The organism is Chitinophaga sp. G7 BAM 1005 (assembly GCF_057126945.1).
In genome coordinates, this window is the sequence record NZ_CP181478.1 from 6,610,102 (window position 1) to 6,627,802 (window position 17,701).

At 46.5% G+C, this 17,701-nt stretch carries 20 protein-coding genes; all 20 read right to left on the bottom strand.

Features of this window, described 5'->3' with window-relative positions:
• Window positions 1-9: 9 nt before the first annotated feature.
• On the bottom strand, window positions 10-198 hold the full coding sequence (locus ACMXI2_RS26570) for a 3-keto-disaccharide hydrolase (RefSeq protein ID WP_483778952.1): 189 nt from the start codon (window positions 196-198) through the stop codon (window positions 10-12).
• 6 nt (window positions 199-204) lie between these two features.
• A complete protein-coding gene (locus ACMXI2_RS26575) occupies window positions 205-1,596 on the bottom strand; it encodes a Gfo/Idh/MocA family protein (protein ID WP_483778953.1) in 1,392 nt (463 codons plus the stop codon).
• 187 nt (window positions 1,597-1,783) lie between these two features.
• Window positions 1,784-3,457 (bottom strand): S41 family peptidase, encoded by a 1,674-nt coding sequence (locus ACMXI2_RS26580; protein ID WP_483778954.1) that lies wholly within the window; start codon window positions 3,455-3,457, stop codon window positions 1,784-1,786.
• Window positions 3,458-3,508: 51 nt separating this feature from the next.
• Window positions 3,509-3,739, bottom strand: coding sequence for a membrane protein insertion efficiency factor YidD (gene yidD / locus ACMXI2_RS26585; protein ID WP_079471177.1), 231 nt, complete (start codon window positions 3,737-3,739; stop codon window positions 3,509-3,511).
• 109 nt (window positions 3,740-3,848) lie between these two features.
• Window positions 3,849-4,241 carry a ribonuclease P protein component gene (locus ACMXI2_RS26590; RefSeq protein ID WP_483782415.1) on the bottom strand — a complete coding sequence of 131 codons (393 nt, stop codon included), beginning with the start codon at window positions 4,239-4,241 and terminating at the stop codon, window positions 3,849-3,851.
• A gap of 13 nt (window positions 4,242-4,254) precedes the next feature.
• Window positions 4,255-4,410, bottom strand: a complete 156-nt coding sequence (gene rpmH / locus ACMXI2_RS26595; protein WP_012788729.1) for a 50S ribosomal protein L34 — start codon at window positions 4,408-4,410, stop codon at window positions 4,255-4,257.
• Between the two features lie 182 nt (window positions 4,411-4,592).
• Window positions 4,593-5,102: an OmpH/Skp family outer membrane protein gene (locus ACMXI2_RS26600; RefSeq protein WP_079471179.1), complete on the bottom strand. Its 510-nt coding sequence runs from the start codon at window positions 5,100-5,102 to the stop codon at window positions 4,593-4,595.
• Between the two features lie 57 nt (window positions 5,103-5,159).
• Entirely contained in the window at window positions 5,160-5,675 is a 516-nt protein-coding gene (locus ACMXI2_RS26605) for an OmpH/Skp family outer membrane protein (protein WP_079471180.1), read from the bottom strand.
• Between the two features lie 64 nt (window positions 5,676-5,739).
• Window positions 5,740-8,496 (bottom strand): BamA/OMP85 family outer membrane protein, encoded by a 2,757-nt coding sequence (locus ACMXI2_RS26610; RefSeq protein WP_483778955.1) that lies wholly within the window; start codon window positions 8,494-8,496, stop codon window positions 5,740-5,742.
• Complete coding sequence (locus ACMXI2_RS26615) at window positions 8,477-9,238, bottom strand: isoprenyl transferase (protein WP_483778956.1); 762 nt, start codon at window positions 9,236-9,238, stop codon at window positions 8,477-8,479. The genes ACMXI2_RS26610 and ACMXI2_RS26615 overlap by 20 nt, the downstream gene beginning before the upstream one ends.
• A 220-nt stretch (window positions 9,239-9,458) precedes the next feature.
• On the bottom strand, window positions 9,459-10,325 hold the full coding sequence (gene porG / locus ACMXI2_RS26620) for a type IX secretion system protein PorG (protein WP_483778957.1): 867 nt from the start codon (window positions 10,323-10,325) through the stop codon (window positions 9,459-9,461).
• A 156-nt stretch (window positions 10,326-10,481) separates the two neighbouring features.
• Entirely contained in the window at window positions 10,482-11,372 is an 891-nt protein-coding gene (locus tag ACMXI2_RS26625; protein ID WP_483778958.1) for an NAD kinase, read from the bottom strand.
• A gap of 34 nt (window positions 11,373-11,406) precedes the next feature.
• A complete protein-coding gene (locus ACMXI2_RS26630; RefSeq protein ID WP_483778959.1) occupies window positions 11,407-12,819 on the bottom strand; it encodes a POTRA domain-containing protein in 1,413 nt (470 codons plus the stop codon).
• Between the two features lie 94 nt (window positions 12,820-12,913).
• Window positions 12,914-13,573 carry a CBS domain-containing protein gene (locus ACMXI2_RS26635; RefSeq protein ID WP_483778960.1) on the bottom strand — a complete coding sequence of 220 codons (660 nt, stop codon included), beginning with the start codon at window positions 13,571-13,573 and terminating at the stop codon, window positions 12,914-12,916.
• A gap of 117 nt (window positions 13,574-13,690) precedes the next feature.
• Window positions 13,691-14,467 (bottom strand): alpha/beta fold hydrolase, encoded by a 777-nt coding sequence (locus ACMXI2_RS26640; protein ID WP_483778961.1) that lies wholly within the window; start codon window positions 14,465-14,467, stop codon window positions 13,691-13,693.
• Window positions 14,468-14,538: 71 nt separating this feature from the next.
• Window positions 14,539-15,081: a CvpA family protein gene (locus tag ACMXI2_RS26645; RefSeq protein ID WP_420986943.1), complete on the bottom strand. Its 543-nt coding sequence runs from the start codon at window positions 15,079-15,081 to the stop codon at window positions 14,539-14,541.
• 106 nt (window positions 15,082-15,187) lie between these two features.
• Window positions 15,188-15,640 (bottom strand): GatB/YqeY domain-containing protein, encoded by a 453-nt coding sequence (locus ACMXI2_RS26650; protein WP_079471188.1) that lies wholly within the window; start codon window positions 15,638-15,640, stop codon window positions 15,188-15,190.
• 18 nt (window positions 15,641-15,658) lie between these two features.
• Entirely contained in the window at window positions 15,659-16,012 is a 354-nt protein-coding gene (gldC, locus tag ACMXI2_RS26655; protein ID WP_370908596.1) for a gliding motility protein GldC, read from the bottom strand.
• A 29-nt stretch (window positions 16,013-16,041) separates the two neighbouring features.
• Window positions 16,042-17,181 (bottom strand): glycosyltransferase, encoded by a 1,140-nt coding sequence (locus tag ACMXI2_RS26660; RefSeq protein ID WP_483778962.1) that lies wholly within the window; start codon window positions 17,179-17,181, stop codon window positions 16,042-16,044.
• A 75-nt stretch (window positions 17,182-17,256) separates the two neighbouring features.
• Entirely contained in the window at window positions 17,257-17,688 is a 432-nt protein-coding gene (locus ACMXI2_RS26665) for a hypothetical protein (protein ID WP_483778963.1), read from the bottom strand.
• Window positions 17,689-17,701 lie beyond the last annotated feature (13 nt).

The following is a 17,701-nucleotide window of genomic DNA, read 5'->3' on the forward strand; positions in this document are numbered from 1 at the left end:
ACCAATTGTTTATAGTTCCCTGATCTTTAAATTTTTGAACCATATTTCGCTGCCGTGATCCTGCAACACAATGTGGCCTTTTTTAGACAACCCGTAGCCGGCTGTTTTCTTCCCGTTCAGCCAATGTTCCACATAACCTTTGTTCACAATGATCTCTGTGGTGTTCCATTCACCGATGGGATTGGCTGCATCCGCCAAAGGAGATTACTTGTTCACCACTTTCAGATTCTTCGGATCCCAGTGGATGATCTTATTATCAAAATAGCTTTCGTTACACAACAGCGCCGGTGCAGCAGCACGGAAACCAAATGTAGGATCTTCCGCTACTTTGCCATTGGTACGCATGGCATTAAACAGGTTGTAGAAGTGATCAAAGTGCGCGCCTTTGTATCCTTTCTCTGCTTCATAGATCATCTTTTCAGGATCCAGCATGTTCGCACGGTGATAGGCATACGATTTTCCATTGTTGGAAGCAGCTGCATTGGCAGCAGCCAGCGGATCGTTTTCATCTACCTCTACGTTATTGCGGAACAGGGTTACCTTATCCCATTCTACCGTCATGGAGCCTTCGCTACCTACCATACGCAGGTAGTTGGTACCACCGGTACCATCCACAAAGTTTACGCGGAGCGACAGGTTAAATGCAGGATGTATTTCTGTTTCAGGATAGTCAAACATTCCCAGCATAATATCCGGTACTTCCCTGCCGTCTTTCCAGTAACGTAATCCGCCGGTGGCCATTACTTTGTTGGGACCGAGGGAACCGGTTACCAGGTGAAGACTGGAAAACAGGTGAACGAACAAATCGCCGGAAACACCGGTACCATAGTCTTTATAATTACGCCAGCGGAAGAAACGTAACGGGTCAAAATCGCGTTTGGGAGCGTTTTTGAGGTAAGCGGTCCAATCTACTGTTTTAGTGGAAGCATCCGCAGGAATAGGATATTGCCATGCGCCGGTGGGCGACATACGTGCCCAGAAGCCTTCTGCATAATTAAGTTTACCGATAGCGCCATCTTTGAGCAGCTGCCGGGCTTTTTCATTACCCAGGGAGCTCATACCCTGGCTGCCTACCTGGTATACTACCTTTCCGTTGCGTTGCTGCGCTTCCACTACTGCGGGGCCTTCGGTGATATCATGTACCATCGGTTTTTCGCAATACACGGATTTACCTTTATTCATGGCTGCCACGGAAATATCTTTGTGCCAGAAGTCCGGCACAGCGATGATCACGGCATCAATGTCCTTTCTGTCCAGGATATCCTGGTAGCTGCGGGTAGTGTAAATATCATTACCCCATTTCTTTTTTGCATCAGCTAAACGGCCATCGTACAAATCACAGGCGGCTATCAGCTTTACACCGGGTACGGTGATCGCCGTATTGGCATCTGCTGTTCCCATACCACCCGCACCTATCAGCGCGATCTGTATCTGGTCGTTTGCACTGTATTTTTCTTTCAGGCGGGAAAGTGATTGAATGTTTCTTTGTTTATCAGCTGCGGTCAGGATACTTGGCAGCAGTGACGCTCCTACTACTCCTTTGGCAAACTTACTGATGAAACTCCGGCGAGAGTCTTCATTGGAATTTACTGGCATGATAACCCATTTAGATTGAGAAATGATATGTGTTTATTATTCACTGGACTCTCAAAATATAATTATTCTGCCGGAATTCATAATTTATATGAGAATTGGAAAAGGAGGAATAATGAAGCCTGCAAACAAACTCCGGTGACAACCAGTGCATGTTTGCAGGCTTCAATGTTATCGGCAACGGGAGCGATTACTTCGCTACCGCAAGCAGTTGCCTGTACTTTGATGAATTATGTAATAAGTCGATAGCGGTATTTACTTCATTATCCCATTCGAGCGACCTGATAATACGGCCTCTCTGCAAATAATAGCGGTTCACTATTTCTTCTTCCAGTAATCGTTTTATTTCTGTTTTATTTTTCAGCAGGTCCTGCTTTTTATCGTGTTTCATTTTCGCTTCGAGTGTTTCCAGCTCTTTGGCGATGGCATCATAATACTTCTCTTTTTTTGCGGTGCTTTTGAAAGAATCCAGGGCTTCTTCACTACGGGTTTTATAGCTGTAATCTTTGTTGTCGAGATAGCGTTCAAAGTCTTCAAAGTCGCTTTCAGAGAGTGCGAAAGAGCCGGCAGCGGCTATTTTCGGATGACGATAGTAGTAGCTGGTGGCGTAATCAAAAATAAATTGTTTGCGGATGAGGGTAATGGCCACCTGGCTGATGTAGGTAGGATCTACCTTTGCATCCGGTTCAATACCGCCGCCATCTTTTACGGCGCGGCCACCTGCGGTGGTAAACGACTTACGCAGGGAATCCGGTACATAGTCTACACTGCCATCGTCGTTACGGTGCGAGTAGTCGATAGCCTGGATACAGCGGCCGCTTGGCGTATAATATTTAGCGGTGGTTACTTTTAATTTGGTATTGTAGGGCAGCTGACGGGTGGTTTGCACCAGGCCTTTCCCGTAGGAGCGTTGTCCTATCACCAGTCCGCGGTCGAGATCCTGTACGCTGCCGGCCACTATTTCAGCGGCAGAAGCCGAGGAGTGATTGGTGAGTACAGTTAACGGGAGGTGCAGGTCTACCGGTTGTTCGGATGTTTCGTAGTTGCGATCCCAGTTCTTTACTTTTCCCTTGGTGCTTACAATGAGTTTATTTTTATCTACAAAGATGTTGGCTACTACAACGGCTTCATCCAGTAATCCGCCGGGGTTGCCCCGCAGGTCGAGGATCATTCCTTTTAAAGCGGGGTTGGTTTGTTTCAGTTGTTCCACCGCTTTGCGTACCATAGCGCCACTGTTCTCTGTGAACTGGGTCATTTTGATGTAGCCGATATCATTTTTCAGGATGCCGGCATAGCTGACAGCCTTCACATTAATTTCCTCGCGGATGATCTTTTTAGGAGTTTCCACACCGGTTACCGGGTTGCGGAACACCATGTCCAGCGGGGTGCCGGCAGCGCCTTTAAGCTGCCGGCTGATTTCTTCCTGGGCTACATTTTTGCTGGATTTTCCATCCATGCTAACGATGATATCGCCTGGTTTTACGCCGGCCCTGTCCATAGGGCTGCCTTCGTATACATCGGTGATGGCGGTCCATTCGCCGTTGGTATTGATGGAGGCGCCTACGCCGCCGTATTTACCGGTGGCCATAAATTTAAGGTCGTCCAGGTTTTCTTCGGAAACAAAATCTGTAAAGGGATCTGTTTCCTCCAGCATAGCTTCAATGCCTTTCCGCATCACTTTTTCAGGAGGGAGGTCATCTACGTAATACGTATTCAGTTCCCGGTAGAAAGCGGCGAATATGTCCAGGTTTTTGGCAATCTGGAAATATTTATCGTTTTCATTGAAAGCGAAGATCCCTGCTGTTGTAATGATCAGGAGCAGGGCTGCCGCCAGTTTCCTTCTTTTATTAAAAAACGCACGCATGCAACGAGTGTATAAGATGAATGATATTAGTTGGCAACCGGTAATAAATAATTATGGTACCGGATCATATCCATGTCCACCCCAGGGGTGGCATGACAAGATACGCTTTATGGTTAGATAGCCGCCTTTGAAAGGGCCATATTTTTTAAATGCTTCCAGCCCGTATTGTGAGCAGGTGGGGGTATAACGGCATTTACTGCCCAGGAGGGGCGAGATAAACCATTGATAAATTTTTATCAGGAAGATAAAAGGGAAACTAAGCCAGCGCACAACACGATTCATAAGCAGCTTTTAGCAGTTAGCTTTTCGCCAGTAAAAAAATAAGCGGGTCATTTAACGGAATGTCAAATACCGGTTTTGCTGCAATCAGCTAAAAGCTAACTACTAAGTACTAAATGCTGGTTTGCAGCTTTTTTAAAATTACCGAAATTTTATCTTTCAGGGTAGAAAAACCGGCGATTTTTTTGTCGGTGTAGATGAGGAAAACGGCGATCTGTCTTGATTCAGACCGGAGATGGTCGTAGAGTTCCTGCTTTTGCAGGCGCCAGGCTTCACGGCCCAGGCGTTTGATGCGGTTCCGGTCTACCGCATGGGGAAACCGGCGGGTAGAGGCGCTAAAGCCTACCTGCACGGGGTATTTACCCGGTTCTTTCAACGGCATGTAAACAACCCGGTAGGGAAAAACAGAAAACGCTTTTCCTTCACGAAAAAGCGTTTCAATAAGTTTTCTGCTTTTTAACCTTTCTTCCTTTGTAAAAGAATAAGTTTTTATGGCAAATAGTATTTAGCTACTACAATTATTTCAGCTTACGCTCGTCAGAAACAGTCAGCTTCTTACGACCTTTTGCTCTACGGGAAGCCAATACCTTACGGCCATTAGCAGTTTCCATTCTCTTTCTGAAGCCGTGAACGCTCTTTCTGCGTCTGTTATGCGGTTGAAAAGTACGTTTCATTTCTTTTTTTTGTTTTTACCTGTACTATACTAAAACTCCCGTGTTAAAGGATTGTGGTTTTTAAAACGGAAGGCAAAGGTAGCAGAAAATATTTGAAAAGTAAAATTAAAATACGAATTCTTAAATGTAAAGGTGGAATGCAGCTTTCACCACATTCCACCTTTAAGTATTAAGAATTTTAATTATTTAACTCCCAATTTGGTCTTTACAGCAGCCAGGATATCGTCTGCAGCAGGAGAAACCAGCAGCATACCGGCAGAGCTGTCGATTACGTAGTTGTAACCTTTTTCTTTTGCTACATCTTCAATTGCCTTACGGGCTTTATCGTAGATGGGTTTCAGCAGTTCCTGCTGTTTAGCCTGTACTTTCTGTTCAGCGCCTTCACGGTAGTCCTGGATACGTTTCTGGGCATCCTGGATTTCACGGCCTTTGATTTCTTTCATGTTGTCGGTCATAGTGGCCGCTTTATCATCGAATTCCTTCATTTTCTTCGTATACTCATCTACCAGTGCTTTTCCATCACCTTCCAGTCCCTGTGCAAAAGTTTGCAGATCAGTTTCTGCCTTTTTAGCTTCCGGCATGCTTGCTACCAGTGCCTGTGCATTGATATGCGCTACTTTGGATTGTGCCATTGCATTCACGCTGAACAAACCGGTAACCGCCACAAAAGCAATAATTACGTACTTCTTCATGATGTTGTCTGTGTTTAAAAAAATTTAAATACTTATAGTTAAAAAATAGGTACGGGTTTACTTCTTGACACCCAATGATTTCAGGATTTCTTCGCTTTTATCCAGCTTGGGATCAGAAAATATAACGGTGGCGCCTGCAGCCTTATCCAGTACAAAATCATACATCCTGCCGGCAGAAAGCTTCTGCACCGCATTGTAAATCTTATCCTGAATGGGCTTTACCAGTTCTTCCCTTTTTTTGAAAAGATCACCTTCGTAACCGAAACGCTTCTTCTGCAAATCCTTTGCCTCTTTTTCCCGGGCTACTATTTCATCCTCCCGTTTACGTTTCAATTCCTCTGTGAGCATAACCTGTTCTGCCTGGTAAGACTTATACATCTTATCCACTTCCTGGAACTTAGCGTCAATTTCCTTCTGCCATTGCTCCGCAACTGCGTCCAGCTTTTTCTGTGACTCCTTGTACTCCGGAATACTTTCCAGGATATATTTTGTATCTATCACGCAATAGCGCTGTGCACTTGCTGCACCGCCCATAGCCAGCACAATGGCGGCTGTAATAAATAATTTCTTCATGCTACAATAATTTTTCGCAAAACCAAATGACGGTTAAACTTGCAATATATAATTATTTTCCACATTATTCTGGTTCAAACCCAAGCATAAATGTAAACTTAGCAGCGTCTTTTAAACCACCACCCGGCTGGAGACGGTCAAACCCGATACCATAGTCAAATCCAAGCAATCCAAACATCGGCAGGTAGAAACGCATACCAATACCAGCCGAACGGCGTAATCTGAAAGGATTGTACTCGTTCAGGTCTTTATAACCATTGGCAGCTTCCAGGAACGCCAAACCAAAGATGGTGGAACTGGGATTCAAACTGAACGGATACCGCAGTTCCATCACATACTTATTAAATACGGTGAAGCCGGAATAGTTGGCAGGCTGGCCGTTTTCAGGATTGATGCTCGGATCGGAGGTGTAATACACCGGGTAACCTCTCTGGGAGATGATATCACGGTCGTAGATAGCGAAGTTACTCAAACCATCACCACCCATTTCAAACCGGCCGAAAGGCGACAGGGTTGTACGGTTGTTGTAACGGCCGATGTAACCAAATTTCGCAGCTACTTTCAATACAAACGTTTTGTTATCGCTACCCATCGGACGGCTCAAAGGCACGTACCACTCTGCGTTAAAGCGGTATTTCTGGTACTCAATAAATTTAAACTGCTCAGAAGCCGGCTCCTTGGAGTAATCCTTGTCGGGATTAAACAGGGAGTATGGCGGCGTATACTGCGCAGAAATCATGAAGTTGGAACCACTGCGCGGGAAGATCTGCTGATCCACAGAAGAACGTGACAGCGTGAGTTTGATGTTGACGTTATTGGAGGTCCCGTTTTCAAAACCGGCAATACCAAAGTAGTTATAGTTCTTCAGCTTATACTGCTGGTAGTTCACGGAGTAGATCAAAGTGAAATAGTCATCCGGCCATTTCAGCTGTTTACCCAGTGATACGGAAGCGCCCAGCACTTTAAAGTGACCATCTGTAGAGGTGGTGGTATCGCCCGGCAGTTTATAATAATCGTTGTATGCGTATGGGTTCTGATAGCTGCTGTAGAAGCTCACAGAAAACTGGTTCCTTTTTTTACCTCCCAGCCACGGTTCCGTGAAGGAGAAGTTATAGGAGCGGTATGCTTTACCATTGGAAGATACACGTACAGACAATTTCTGTCCGTCGCCGCTTGGCAATGGATCCCAGGTTTCTTTTTTGAAGATATTACGCAGGGAGAAGTTGTTGAACGTAACGCCGAGGGTACCGGTTAAACCGATATAACCACCCCAACCGGCTGATAGTTCCAGCTGGTCATTGGCTTTTTCTTCCACGGTATAATCAATATCCACGGTACCATCCTGTACGTTTGGTACGGGGTTCATGCCGATCTTTTCCGGGTTGAAGAAGCCGAGGTTGGCAATTTCACGGTTAGAACGGATCAGATCCTGGCGGCTGAATTTTTCCCCCGGAATGGTACGCAGTTCACGGCGGATAACGTGTTCGTTGGTTTTTTCGTTACCGGCTATACGTACTTCCTTGATGGTTGCCTGCGGCCCTTCACGTAAACGTATTTCGTAATCAATGGTATCGCCACGGATGCCAATTTCCACCGGATCGATCTGGAAGAAGAGGTAGCCATAGTCCATGTAGTAGCCGCTGATATCGCCGCCTTCCTGTGACATTTGTTTACCGATTCTTTTTTCCAGCAGTTCCAGGTTATAGATATCTCCTTTTTTGATGCCGAGGATACGGGTCAGTACGGAGTCGGAATAACGGGTATTTCCTTTCCAGGTAATATCACCGAAATAATATTTTTTACCTTCAGAAATCTGCATGTCTACATTCAGATTCTGTGAGTGGGTTTTATAGGTGGTATCTCTTACAATCACCGCGTCACGATAACCTTTGGAGTTATAGAGCCCGATCACTTTACCTTTATCTTCGAGGTATTTGTTTTCATTGAATTTGGCAGAGCTGAACAGTTTAAAGCGGAAATAAGGATCCAGTTTCTCAAATGCGCGGGTAGGCTGCAGGAAGCCATAGGTTTGCCAGAAATCGTCCGTCTGGGCCAGGGAATCCACATATACGTGTTCCAGATCCGGGTGAAGCGTGAAGCGGGAACGTTCTTTGGTTCCTTTCATCTTCTTCTTGATCCTGGAGTCGGCTATGCTTTCGTTACCTACAATGTTGATATCCTGGATACGTACCTTACTGCCTTTGGTAACATTAAAGATCAGGTGTTTGGAGTTTACCTGGCCGGTATCTCCTCTTTCCTCGATTTTAACGGTGGCATTTCCGAATCCTTTATCTGCATAAAATTTATGTACTACCCCGATTACGTTTTGTTTCAGGGCCTGTGTAATCACATTTCCTTTACGTAAACCGGCTTTGGTGGTAATATCGTCTGCTTCTGTTTTTTTGATTCCCCTGAAAACGAAGGAGGACATGCGGGGCATTTCCGTTAATCCTATTTCCAGCCAGATCTTATTGTCTTCTATTTTGGTCACATAAATGGTTACATCGGCAAACAGTCTTTGTGACCAGAGGCTCTGAATTGCCTTTGTGAACTGGTCACCGCCCGGATAAGTAACCTTATCGCCAACAGTGAGGCCGGAGAGCGACAACAGCAGTGATTTATCCAGGTATTGAGTACCGGCAACGGTGATATCGGCAATTTCGTACTGTTGCGGAATACCTGTGTTGATAGGAGAAACGGCCGGCGGATTAGCAGGGGGCTGCGTAGGAGGCACGGTATCTTTTTGCTGAGCGGATACACGAATGCCTGCACTGCAACATAATGCTATAGCCAGAAGGCCCTTAGGAAATAATTTCTTCATTCTGCTGAATTTGTTCGCTTGTTTTGCCAAAGCGCCGTTCTCTGGTTTGGTAATTTAAGATGGCTTGGTAAAGATGTTCATTGCGGAAGTCCGGCCAGCGGGTATCTGTAAAATACAGCTCCGCATAGGCCAGTTGATATAGTAGGAAGTTACTGATCCTGCATTCTCCACTGGTACGAATCATTAATTCAGGGTCCGGCAGGCCGGTGGTACAGAGATATTTTTCCCATACCTCTGGCGTCACAGCTACCGGGTCCAGGGCTCCACTTTTCACATCCAGGGCTATTTTCCTGGCTGCATTCACGATTTCCCACCTTGCACTGTAGCTAAGAGCCATAATGAGATTGAGGCCGGTATTCTGGCTGGTAAGGGCAATGGCCTCCTCCATTTCCCGCTGGCATTGGGGAGGTAACATTTCCATGTCGCCTATTACGCTCAGCCGGATATTATTTTTTGATAACGTATTCACTTCCATACGGATAGTGTTTACGAGTAGTTCCATGATGCCATTAACTTCATAAACCGGGCGGTCCCAGTTTTCGGTAGAAAACGCGTACAGGGTTAGATAACCTATTCCCAGTTCTGCACAGGTCGTCACTATGTTACGCACACTTTCTACCCCTTCGTGGTGCCCGTACAGCCTGTCTTGTCCCCGCTCCTTTGCCCAACGGCCGTTCCCGTCCATAATAATGGCTATATGGCGCGGCAACCGTTGTAAGTCCAATTTTTCCTTCAAGCTCATTTGTGTCAGGCGTATTATAACAGATTATAACAGATTAACTAAAAGGGTGCAAAGATACAAAAATAGAGTAATGACTTTTTTGGCAAAGCCTAAGAAGTTGTTTTAACGTAGTTTTAACAGCGAATTCAATACCAGTGGGGATTTTGGCAAATTCGGAGACTTTTCATGGCGGTTGGCAGGTACGGAAAGGCCACCCGCAGAAAGGATTTTTTATTGTAAATTAAAATTTACAGTTGTAAGAAGTAAAAAGAATACTGATCGTTAATTCGATGGTCACGAACTGATCCTTATCCCGGCTGTTTCCTCTTTGCCGTCCTATCACCCCGATGGGGCTGCCTTTTACAGACGACCTGTCCTGCAACTGAGCCGCCACCGTGGGCTGGCCGTTGGGAAGCGCAGGGAAAGCCGCAGAACCGGCATAAGTAGTGCTTACATCGTCCAGATAATCCGTTTGGGTGAACCGGTATAAAGCTTCCAGGCCCACATTTACTTTTTTGGAAATATTATATTTAAACCCTCCCCCGATCAGCCAGGCATAAGAAACCAGGCTATACGGCTTGCGGTCCGGATACAAGGCAGTGCCCTGCCCTTCCGTGCCCAGGGGCTGTAAAAAATATTTAACCCCGTTCAGATAGGCATACGGGTTATAATGAAAAATACTGGCGCCGCCCGTCAGATAGGGCGAAAAACGCTCATATAAGCTGCCCGGTTCAAACCGGAAAAAATTAAAATCCCCCTGGAGCGACAGTTCCCATAAATTAGTATTGAAACTGAGATTCCGGCGGTTCTGGAACTCATTTTTATTGTAAACGTCGGAATAGCCCAGTTGCATAAACCGGGCATGAGCGCGGAGGCCCACATAGTCGTTCATGTATTTGCGGTAGTAGATCCCAATAGCAGGCTTCAGGGTGTTTAAAGCCCCCCGGGTGTTCAGTTCCCCGAAATATTGCGCGCCACCCACGGAAAAACCCAGCTCGCCCACATATTCCAGCTCATTTTGTGCTGCAGCACGTTCCGCAAACAAACAACCGGCCGATACCAGCCATATAAAAACGATGTATTTGGAATATAGAATAGGTTTCAGCATAAATCAGTTCTACTTAAACGCTAAAATGCCGGATTTATTTAATGTATAGCTGATGATTATGCTTATTTATTTGGCGTTTGCTTTCCTCACGGGGCATAATTTCTATTACAATCAGCATGAAATGTATTTGTAAATGTAACAATATATTTTACATTTCTATATTTTAATCGTGTTCCGGGCGTCAATACCCCAGAGTAATTTGTTGCGGAGGGTGTGCAGGAAATTGCTGTCGTCCAGCCGGAGCAGGCTCAGTTTAAACTCTTCTTTTTTAACGGCCAGCTGCACCCGGTTATCGATGGTTTCCATACGGCTGTCGAGGGTACAAAGAAACTGATCACTACGTCCTTCCACTTCAAAGGAGATGATATTATTGTTGGGTACAACGATGGGCCGTACGTTCAGGTTATGGGGCGCCACAGGCGTGATCACAAAGTTACCTGCATCAGGGAATACGATAGGGCCGCCGCAGCTCAGGGAATAGCCGGTGGAGCCCGTGGGGGTGGCTACAATTAATCCATCGGCCCAATAGGTGTTCAGGAATTCGCCGTTCAGGTAAGTATGGATCTTCACCATTGCGGAAGTATCCTTTTTGTGGATGGTAAACTCATTAAGAGCGTAAGGTACATCGCCAAATAAGGGGATGTTGGCATCCAGGTGGAGCAGCGACCGCTGGTCTACCACATACGTGCGGTTCAGCAGCGCCTGCACCAGTGCATGGATTTCTTCCTTACCGATGCTGGCCAGGAAGCCGAGGCGGCCAAAATTGATCCCTATTACAGGAATATTGGTATCGCGTACATAACAAACGGTATCCAGCAGGGTACCGTCTCCACCGAGGCTCACCAGGAAGTCTATTTTTCCCGGCAGGTCTTCTGCGGAGGAAAACAGCGTTGGTACGTTGTCGAAAGGAATGTGTTGCTGCAGCGTATGAAAAAAAGGCTCATAAATGATGGCCTCTATCTCTGCCCGCTTTAATTCCTCCAGCAATAAGCGGATGTTTGAAATGTCTTCTGTAATAAATCCCCTGCTATAAAGTGCTACCTGCATAATTTTTTAAGCTTTTACGATCGGCTCTGAAGTGCTACATATCCACGCTCGTGTGTAAAAATAGTCCTTTTTGCCCTAACTGGTTAAAGCTGTATTCGATCCGCAGGCAGGTATCATAGAAGGAAACGATATCCAGTCCGATGCCGCCGGTATACAGGAAACGGTTATTCAGGAAGCTGTTGCCGGGGAATTTATTATAGGCGTAACCGGCGTCGCCAAAGGCTTTGGCGAAGATGCGCACCGGAACGGTATTAAATTTCTTTGGAACAATGGGCAGCTTTACTTTAAAAGAAAGGAGTTCCTGCCGGAGCGTTGATTTGAGAATGGCAAAGCTGGTGCCGTCTATCACGTAATATTCCAGTCCGCGCAGGTAATCATCGCGGTAGCCCAGCGCCTGCAGGTTAATATACGGTTGTTCGCCGGAGAGCTTGGCCGCACTGCGGATACCCAGTGCTGCGAAGGTTTTGGGCCTCAGCTGCCAGTATTTGGCCATATTGAGCCGGAAGTGAACATCATCCACATCATTGAGGGAGCCTATGCCTTTTTTACCTGCTTCTGCCAGTATCCGGAATCCTTTGAGGGGATATACCCAGCTATCTGCCTTAATATAAGTGAAACGGTAAGTGATATCTATGAAACGTACATTCGTGCGGCCTTTTCCCAGGTAGTTGGGGTTGATGATGGCCACCGAATCCGCTACTTTTTCATAATTATAATTTACAAATACCTGGTGCCTGGTATTAATGGCCCGGCGGTAGCTGTAGTTAAGCCCGATGGTGTATACCTGGCGCAGGAAATCATCTTTCCGGAAAAACTGCTGTTTATTATTGCTGGTGCTGTCGTTCACCTCACGGTTACGGTTATAGGACGCGATGATACCGAGGCCGTGACGGAAACCTTTATCGATATACGGTATATTATACTGGAGCGCGAAGCGCTGGGTATAACCGAACTGCAGCGCGGCGTTTAGCGCATCGTTGCGGCCGGTCAGGTTTTCCTGGGTGCCGCTTACGCCGAGGTTGATGCGGCTAAGGCTGTGATTTTTTTCCACCCACCACTGGTTGAAGTTACGGTCTGCCAGCTTGAAAATGGGATAGGCGAAGGTGTACCAGCGTTCCCATACTTCAAATACCAGGTCGGCTTCGTTACCGGTCCAGTTTTTTACGTTGGCGGTAACATTGAGGAAGAGAGAGGTGTTAATTAATTGTTTTCTTCTTTCTTCCAGGGTAGCGGAGAGGTCGCGGAGATAGATGGTATCTCCGGGCACGGTACTTATTTCCCGGAGAATGATGGAAGTCCGGGTTTTCCTATTACCGGAAACGAGTATGTTACGCACTACCAGGTAGCTGGTATCCATTACAGACACAGACTGTCCTTCAGCATTTTCCGGTATCACAATTCCCAACAGGCAAGTCAGGGCCAGCAGGTAGTAACAGCATCTCAGCATGTAGGTCCTTAAAATATTTTAAACGTTGACAATGCGGATTTTGTCTTTCTCAGGATTAACCTGATTATACTGAGAAAGACAACCTCCGCGTGCGTTACATGCCGATATAATTCATCAGCAGGTCGTAGTTTTTCTTCAGCAATTCTTCTTCCGGCTCTTCTGCAAAGATGTATTTGATCACATAGTTGAAGCGTTCGAAAGTGGCTACCAGACCTTGCAGTTCCTGCCGGTTTGTTTTCAGTACTACTTCGAGTTTGCCGGTAACGGGGTTGGTGATGGTGTTTACGCTCAGGAGGGTAACATCATTTGATTCAGCGATACGGGCAATTTCGCTGAGGGCGTAATCGCGCGGATCTACTTCAAACGCGATGATACCACCGGGTTCCTTCACCCCGTTATATCTTGCTAAAGCTGCCAGCAGGTTATCTTTGGTAATGATACCCAGGTATTCATTTTCCCTGGTTACTACCGGGAGGGCAGACAATTTAAAGTCGTAAAAAAGTTTGAGTGCTTCAAAGAGATGAGCGTATTCCATGACAGCCGGGCGGGTACTGCTGTACTCCATAGATTCCAGGGGGACATCCGGATCTTCGAGATCCATGATATCGTCTTCTTCCACCAGGGCCAGGTATTTGCTATCTACTACCATTGGGAGCTGCGTAAGATGATACTCGTTCATCAGGCGCAGCGCCTTTGTTCCTGAATCCGAGGGATGCAGAACAGGTACTGAAGATATGAGTTCTCTGGCGATCATGTTAGTGTATTCTGATACAATAATAGTAAAGAATATGCCAACAGAAAAAGAAATTACATGTACGCGAAAACGCTGCACCTGTTGGTGCAGTTACCGGGCTGCCGGAAAAGTGCCGGTTTAACTGGCAGGTTGAAACTTCAGTTTCTCCAGGAAAGCGTGCAGAATTTTGTTGAATTCTTCCGGCACCTCCATCATGGGAGCATGTCCGCATTTATCAATAAACTGCAGTTGAGAATTAGGTATCAGCTTTTTAAATTCTTCGCCTACCATAGGAGGAGTAACGGTGTCGTTCTGGCCCCAGATCAGTAAAGTTGGTTGTTGGATATCTTTCAGTTCATCTCCCAGGTTGTGGCGGATGGCTGATTTTGCCAGTGTGATGATCTTGATCACTTTCAGGCGGTTGTTCACTATCTCAAACATTTCGTCTACCAGTTCTTTGGTAGCTATTTTCGGATCATAGAAAGTAAGTTCTGCTTTTTTGCGGATGTATTCATAGTCGCCGCGTTTAGGATAGGTTTCGCCCATTCCATTTTCGAACAAGCCGGAGCTGCCGGTAAGGATCAGGGATTTTACGGGTGCTTCAGGGTGTTTTAACAGGTATACGATGGCTACGTGACCTCCCAGTGAATTGCCCAGCAGGTGTACATCTTTATATCCCCTGGCCTCAATAAACCTGTGCACATATTTGGCCAGTCCGCCTACCGATGTTTCCAGGATGTTTAAATCGTACAGGGGTAACATCGGAATCACAACCTTGTTATATTGCCGGAAATATTCGATCATGTGCGAGAAATTGCTCAAAGCACCAAAAAGTCCATGCAATAATACCAGTGGTTCTCCTTCTCCTTCTTCTATAAAATTAAACTTACCCTGTGTTTTGATTTCGTAATCCATTGCCAAATCTTGAAAGTCAATTTTACGCTAAAATAATTCTTTTTATTAATCTAAATAATCTTTGGAACGAGTTATCCAGGTTGAATATGCCGGGCTGCCTGCTCAAAAAAAGATTGTAACTCAGTGAACATATTCTTAAAAACCGGGATCACACTTCCTATATGATCCAATACCCACGGGCCAATATTCTCTATATAAGGATACACCACAGATTGCAGCTTTGTTTCAGGACTCAGCCAATATACCTGGTTGGCCATCCACAGCACTACACTGTAAATTATTATAAATATAACGCTATACAACAGTATTCCGCCCAGTTTATTCAGCCAGCCCAACATTACCAGCTCTACCAACTTCTGCAACGCCCCGGCTCCCAACCTTACGAGTAATATTACTCCCAGGAAAAGGCACACGAAGCAGATCACAGGTACCCATCTGGAATGCATTTCCCAGTGTTCCTGTACATATAAGGCGGTAATTGCTGTTAGTTTCAGGGCTGCCGCTAATCCCAATATGGCGGCTACCAAAGAAAATAAGGCTACTATCAAACCCCGGGTGTATCCCCGGTAGATGGCAAAAACCATGATGATAGCAAAAATAATGTCTATAGGCATGATAGAAATATAGGGAATCTGGTATTTAACTACCTGATTTTTTAGTTTCCGGGAGATGTTTGCCTGCCCGGCTACCGCTCTTCAGCCAGTTAAATACCAGACAGCACTATTTAGTAAGCAGTTCTTTCACCAGGGCGGAAATGGCCTTTCCGTCGGCTTTACCGGCCAGTTGTTTGGTGGCAACGCCCATTACTTTACCCATATCAGCGGGTGAGCTGGCGCCGGTGGAAGCAATAATATCTGTAATGGCTGTACGTAGTTCTGCTTCATCCATTTGTTTGGGCAGGAAGCGTTCAATCACTACCAGTTCCTCTTCTTCTTTTACGGCAAGGTCTTCACGGTTCTGGGCGCGGAAAATTTCGAGAGAATCCTTTCTCTGCTTGGCGAGCTTCTGCAACAGTTTGGACTCGTCTGCTTCGGTAAGGTCGCCGTGGGCGCCTTCTGCTGTTTTGGCCACCAGGATAGCCGCCTTGATAGCACGCAGTGCACGCAGGTCAGCTTCTTTTTTACCCAGCATCGCAGCTTTAATTTCTGCGTTGATATTCAGTTCTAATGACATATGGTTAGGTTTAATGGATTATTTACCTGCTTCTTCGGCAGCCTGCCTGTCCTGGAATTTCTTAAAGAAATCCTTTGCAAAAGCACGCATATCGTCTGCCTGATCTTTATAAGGGGTGGCCCTTCCATAGGTGTCAGCCATTGTCATCATGGTCTGAAAAAAGAAATCCGCCATTTCATCCACCATCATGTCTTTTGTCCACAGGTCAATACGCAGCGCAACCTTTTCAGCCGGATCCCAGAAAGATACGATCATGCCTTTGGCCTTGATCATCCTTTCTTCTTTGTTATCTGTAGCGCTCCACTCTATCGACTCGGGCACCTTCTGATCGTCCAGCCCAACCTGGATCTTTATGGTAGATACTTTACTCATGATTTTCAATTAAAGCGCAAAAATAGCCATCATTTGCTGATTTTGGAAAAACCCGTCCCCGTGAGATGACTCCACAGCTGTTCCGCAGCATGCTCCCAGCTGCTGAAAGGCTTCGCCGCAGGGATCTTAGCCAGTAAACGGGATCTTAATTGTTCATCTTTATATAAAAGACTCATTTTTTCTGATAAATCGTCCTGGCTCGCCGGATCGGCGTATAATACGGCGTCTCCACCCGCCTCCCGGGCAGCCGCCCCCTCCAGGGCAATTACCGGTACTTCACACCGCTGAGCGGCATATACCGGCAGGGCAAGCCCTTCCAACCTCGCCGGATACACGACAGCGTAAGCGCCACCGGTGAGCCGGGCAAGGGTATCTTCATCTGCATCTTCTATACACACCACATCCTGCCTGAACTTATAACTCTGCAAAGCAGTGGCAATATCCGCTCCCGCCGGGGTTACACTCCCCGCCAGCACCAGTTTGATATTACTTCGCTGCCGTTTCTTCAACGCTGAAAATGCTTTCAGCACCGGTATGATATTGTTCCGGGGATGCATACTGCCCGTTACCAGGAAATACTCCGCCCCACCGGAAAAAGCCCGCTTTACCGTTTCGCGCTGCTCCCACTCCAGGGGCTTATACAGCTCACTGACACCGGTTTCCAGCCGGATCAGCTTATCTTTTACGCCGGGTGCATAACGCAACACCTCTTCCTGTGCAGCGTCCGACAGCACGGCTATACGCCGCGACCGGCCAAGGTACTTCGTGATATTATTTTTAAGGGACCGCTGTTGCACACCCGGCTGCAAGCCGGCATCGCGTAAAAACGAAAGGTCTCTCAGCAACAGGCCCGCGGGAACTTCACTACGCAAAGGCAGCGTGCCATCCAGCCCCAGGAACAGGTCCGGGCGGAAAGGCTTCATTGCCCGCACCAGCTGCCACTCCTGCCACCAGTACAAATGCCAGGGCTTATTGCCTTTCAGGGGCAACACCACATTGGTCACGTTAGCCGGTACCTTCAGACCGGCAGGTACTTTTCCGTCAAAAAAAAATGTGAACTGATGGACTGGCTGCTGCCGGCACATCGCCAGTATTATTTCCGTTGCCACATTCCCGGTGTCGGCAGGCATGTCCTGTCGTAAACAAGCGGCATTAACAGCAATTTGCATAAACGATTCCTTTGTCTGCGAGCTTGCAAACCTACACAATTTTAGATTCGGGAGGGATGGATTTTAATCGCCCGGCTATTCCGCAGACTTGTTGGTAAGGAAAAACACCTGCGGAGGAGTTACATTGCCGGTGTTACCCAAAGACGCCAGCCTGATAGTTACCTCGTATGTTTTTAACGGCTTCAGGTGACGAAGCGTAATGGTAAAGGGAGTAGTGCTGATATCCGCTATGTCGTCCTGCGGCAGCGGGATAAGACCTGTTTCTGTGGCTACATTCAGCGTTACCTTCACCCCTTTTTCGGGCAGCTTGCTGGTAACATTTACTTTCAGGGTATAGGTGCTGTCCTGCGCCATATTATACTTCCCTACCTGTACTTCGGGCAGCTCGAAAGCCAGTGTTTCTTCCTGTACATTGGGTGCAGGATTATCTTTCTTCTTCTTTTTACAGGAAGAAAAAGTAAGCATTGCAATAGCTAAGAAGGCAGGGAGACAGGTTTTCAATAACATATTTCCAGTTATA

Excerpts from the sequence above, each read along its gene's own strand:
- ACMXI2_RS26575 (WP_483778953.1), bottom strand. The coding sequence starts at position 1,596 with ATGCCAGTAAATTCCAATGAAGACTCTCGCCGGAGTTTCATCAGTAAG.
- ACMXI2_RS26580 (WP_483778954.1), bottom strand. The coding sequence starts at position 3,457 with ATGCGTGCGTTTTTTAATAAAAGAAGGAAACTGGCGGCAGCCCTGCTC.
- yidD (WP_079471177.1), bottom strand. The coding sequence starts at position 3,739 with ATGAATCGTGTTGTGCGCTGGCTTAGTTTCCCTTTTATCTTCCTGATA.
- rpmH (WP_012788729.1), bottom strand. The coding sequence starts at position 4,410 with ATGAAACGTACTTTTCAACCGCATAACAGACGCAGAAAGAGCGTTCAC.
- ACMXI2_RS26600 (WP_079471179.1), bottom strand. The coding sequence starts at position 5,102 with ATGAAGAAGTACGTAATTATTGCTTTTGTGGCGGTTACCGGTTTGTTC.
- ACMXI2_RS26605 (WP_079471180.1), bottom strand. The coding sequence starts at position 5,675 with ATGAAGAAATTATTTATTACAGCCGCCATTGTGCTGGCTATGGGCGGT.
- ACMXI2_RS26610 (WP_483778955.1), bottom strand. The coding sequence starts at position 8,496 with ATGAAGAAATTATTTCCTAAGGGCCTTCTGGCTATAGCATTATGTTGC.
- ACMXI2_RS26615 (WP_483778956.1), bottom strand. The coding sequence starts at position 9,238 with ATGAGCTTGAAGGAAAAATTGGACTTACAACGGTTGCCGCGCCATATA.
- porG (WP_483778957.1), bottom strand. The coding sequence starts at position 10,325 with ATGCTGAAACCTATTCTATATTCCAAATACATCGTTTTTATATGGCTG.
- ACMXI2_RS26625 (WP_483778958.1), bottom strand. The coding sequence starts at position 11,372 with ATGCAGGTAGCACTTTATAGCAGGGGATTTATTACAGAAGACATTTCA.
- ACMXI2_RS26630 (WP_483778959.1), bottom strand. The coding sequence starts at position 12,819 with ATGCTGAGATGCTGTTACTACCTGCTGGCCCTGACTTGCCTGTTGGGA.
- ACMXI2_RS26635 (WP_483778960.1), bottom strand. The coding sequence starts at position 13,573 with ATGATCGCCAGAGAACTCATATCTTCAGTACCTGTTCTGCATCCCTCG.
- ACMXI2_RS26640 (WP_483778961.1), bottom strand. The coding sequence starts at position 14,467 with ATGGATTACGAAATCAAAACACAGGGTAAGTTTAATTTTATAGAAGAA.
- ACMXI2_RS26645 (WP_420986943.1), bottom strand. The coding sequence starts at position 15,081 with ATGCCTATAGACATTATTTTTGCTATCATCATGGTTTTTGCCATCTAC.
- ACMXI2_RS26650 (WP_079471188.1), bottom strand. The coding sequence starts at position 15,640 with ATGTCATTAGAACTGAATATCAACGCAGAAATTAAAGCTGCGATGCTG.
- gldC (WP_370908596.1), bottom strand. The coding sequence starts at position 16,012 with ATGAGTAAAGTATCTACCATAAAGATCCAGGTTGGGCTGGACGATCAG.
- ACMXI2_RS26660 (WP_483778962.1), bottom strand. The coding sequence starts at position 17,181 with ATGCAAATTGCTGTTAATGCCGCTTGTTTACGACAGGACATGCCTGCC.
- ACMXI2_RS26665 (WP_483778963.1), bottom strand. The coding sequence starts at position 17,688 with ATGTTATTGAAAACCTGTCTCCCTGCCTTCTTAGCTATTGCAATGCTT.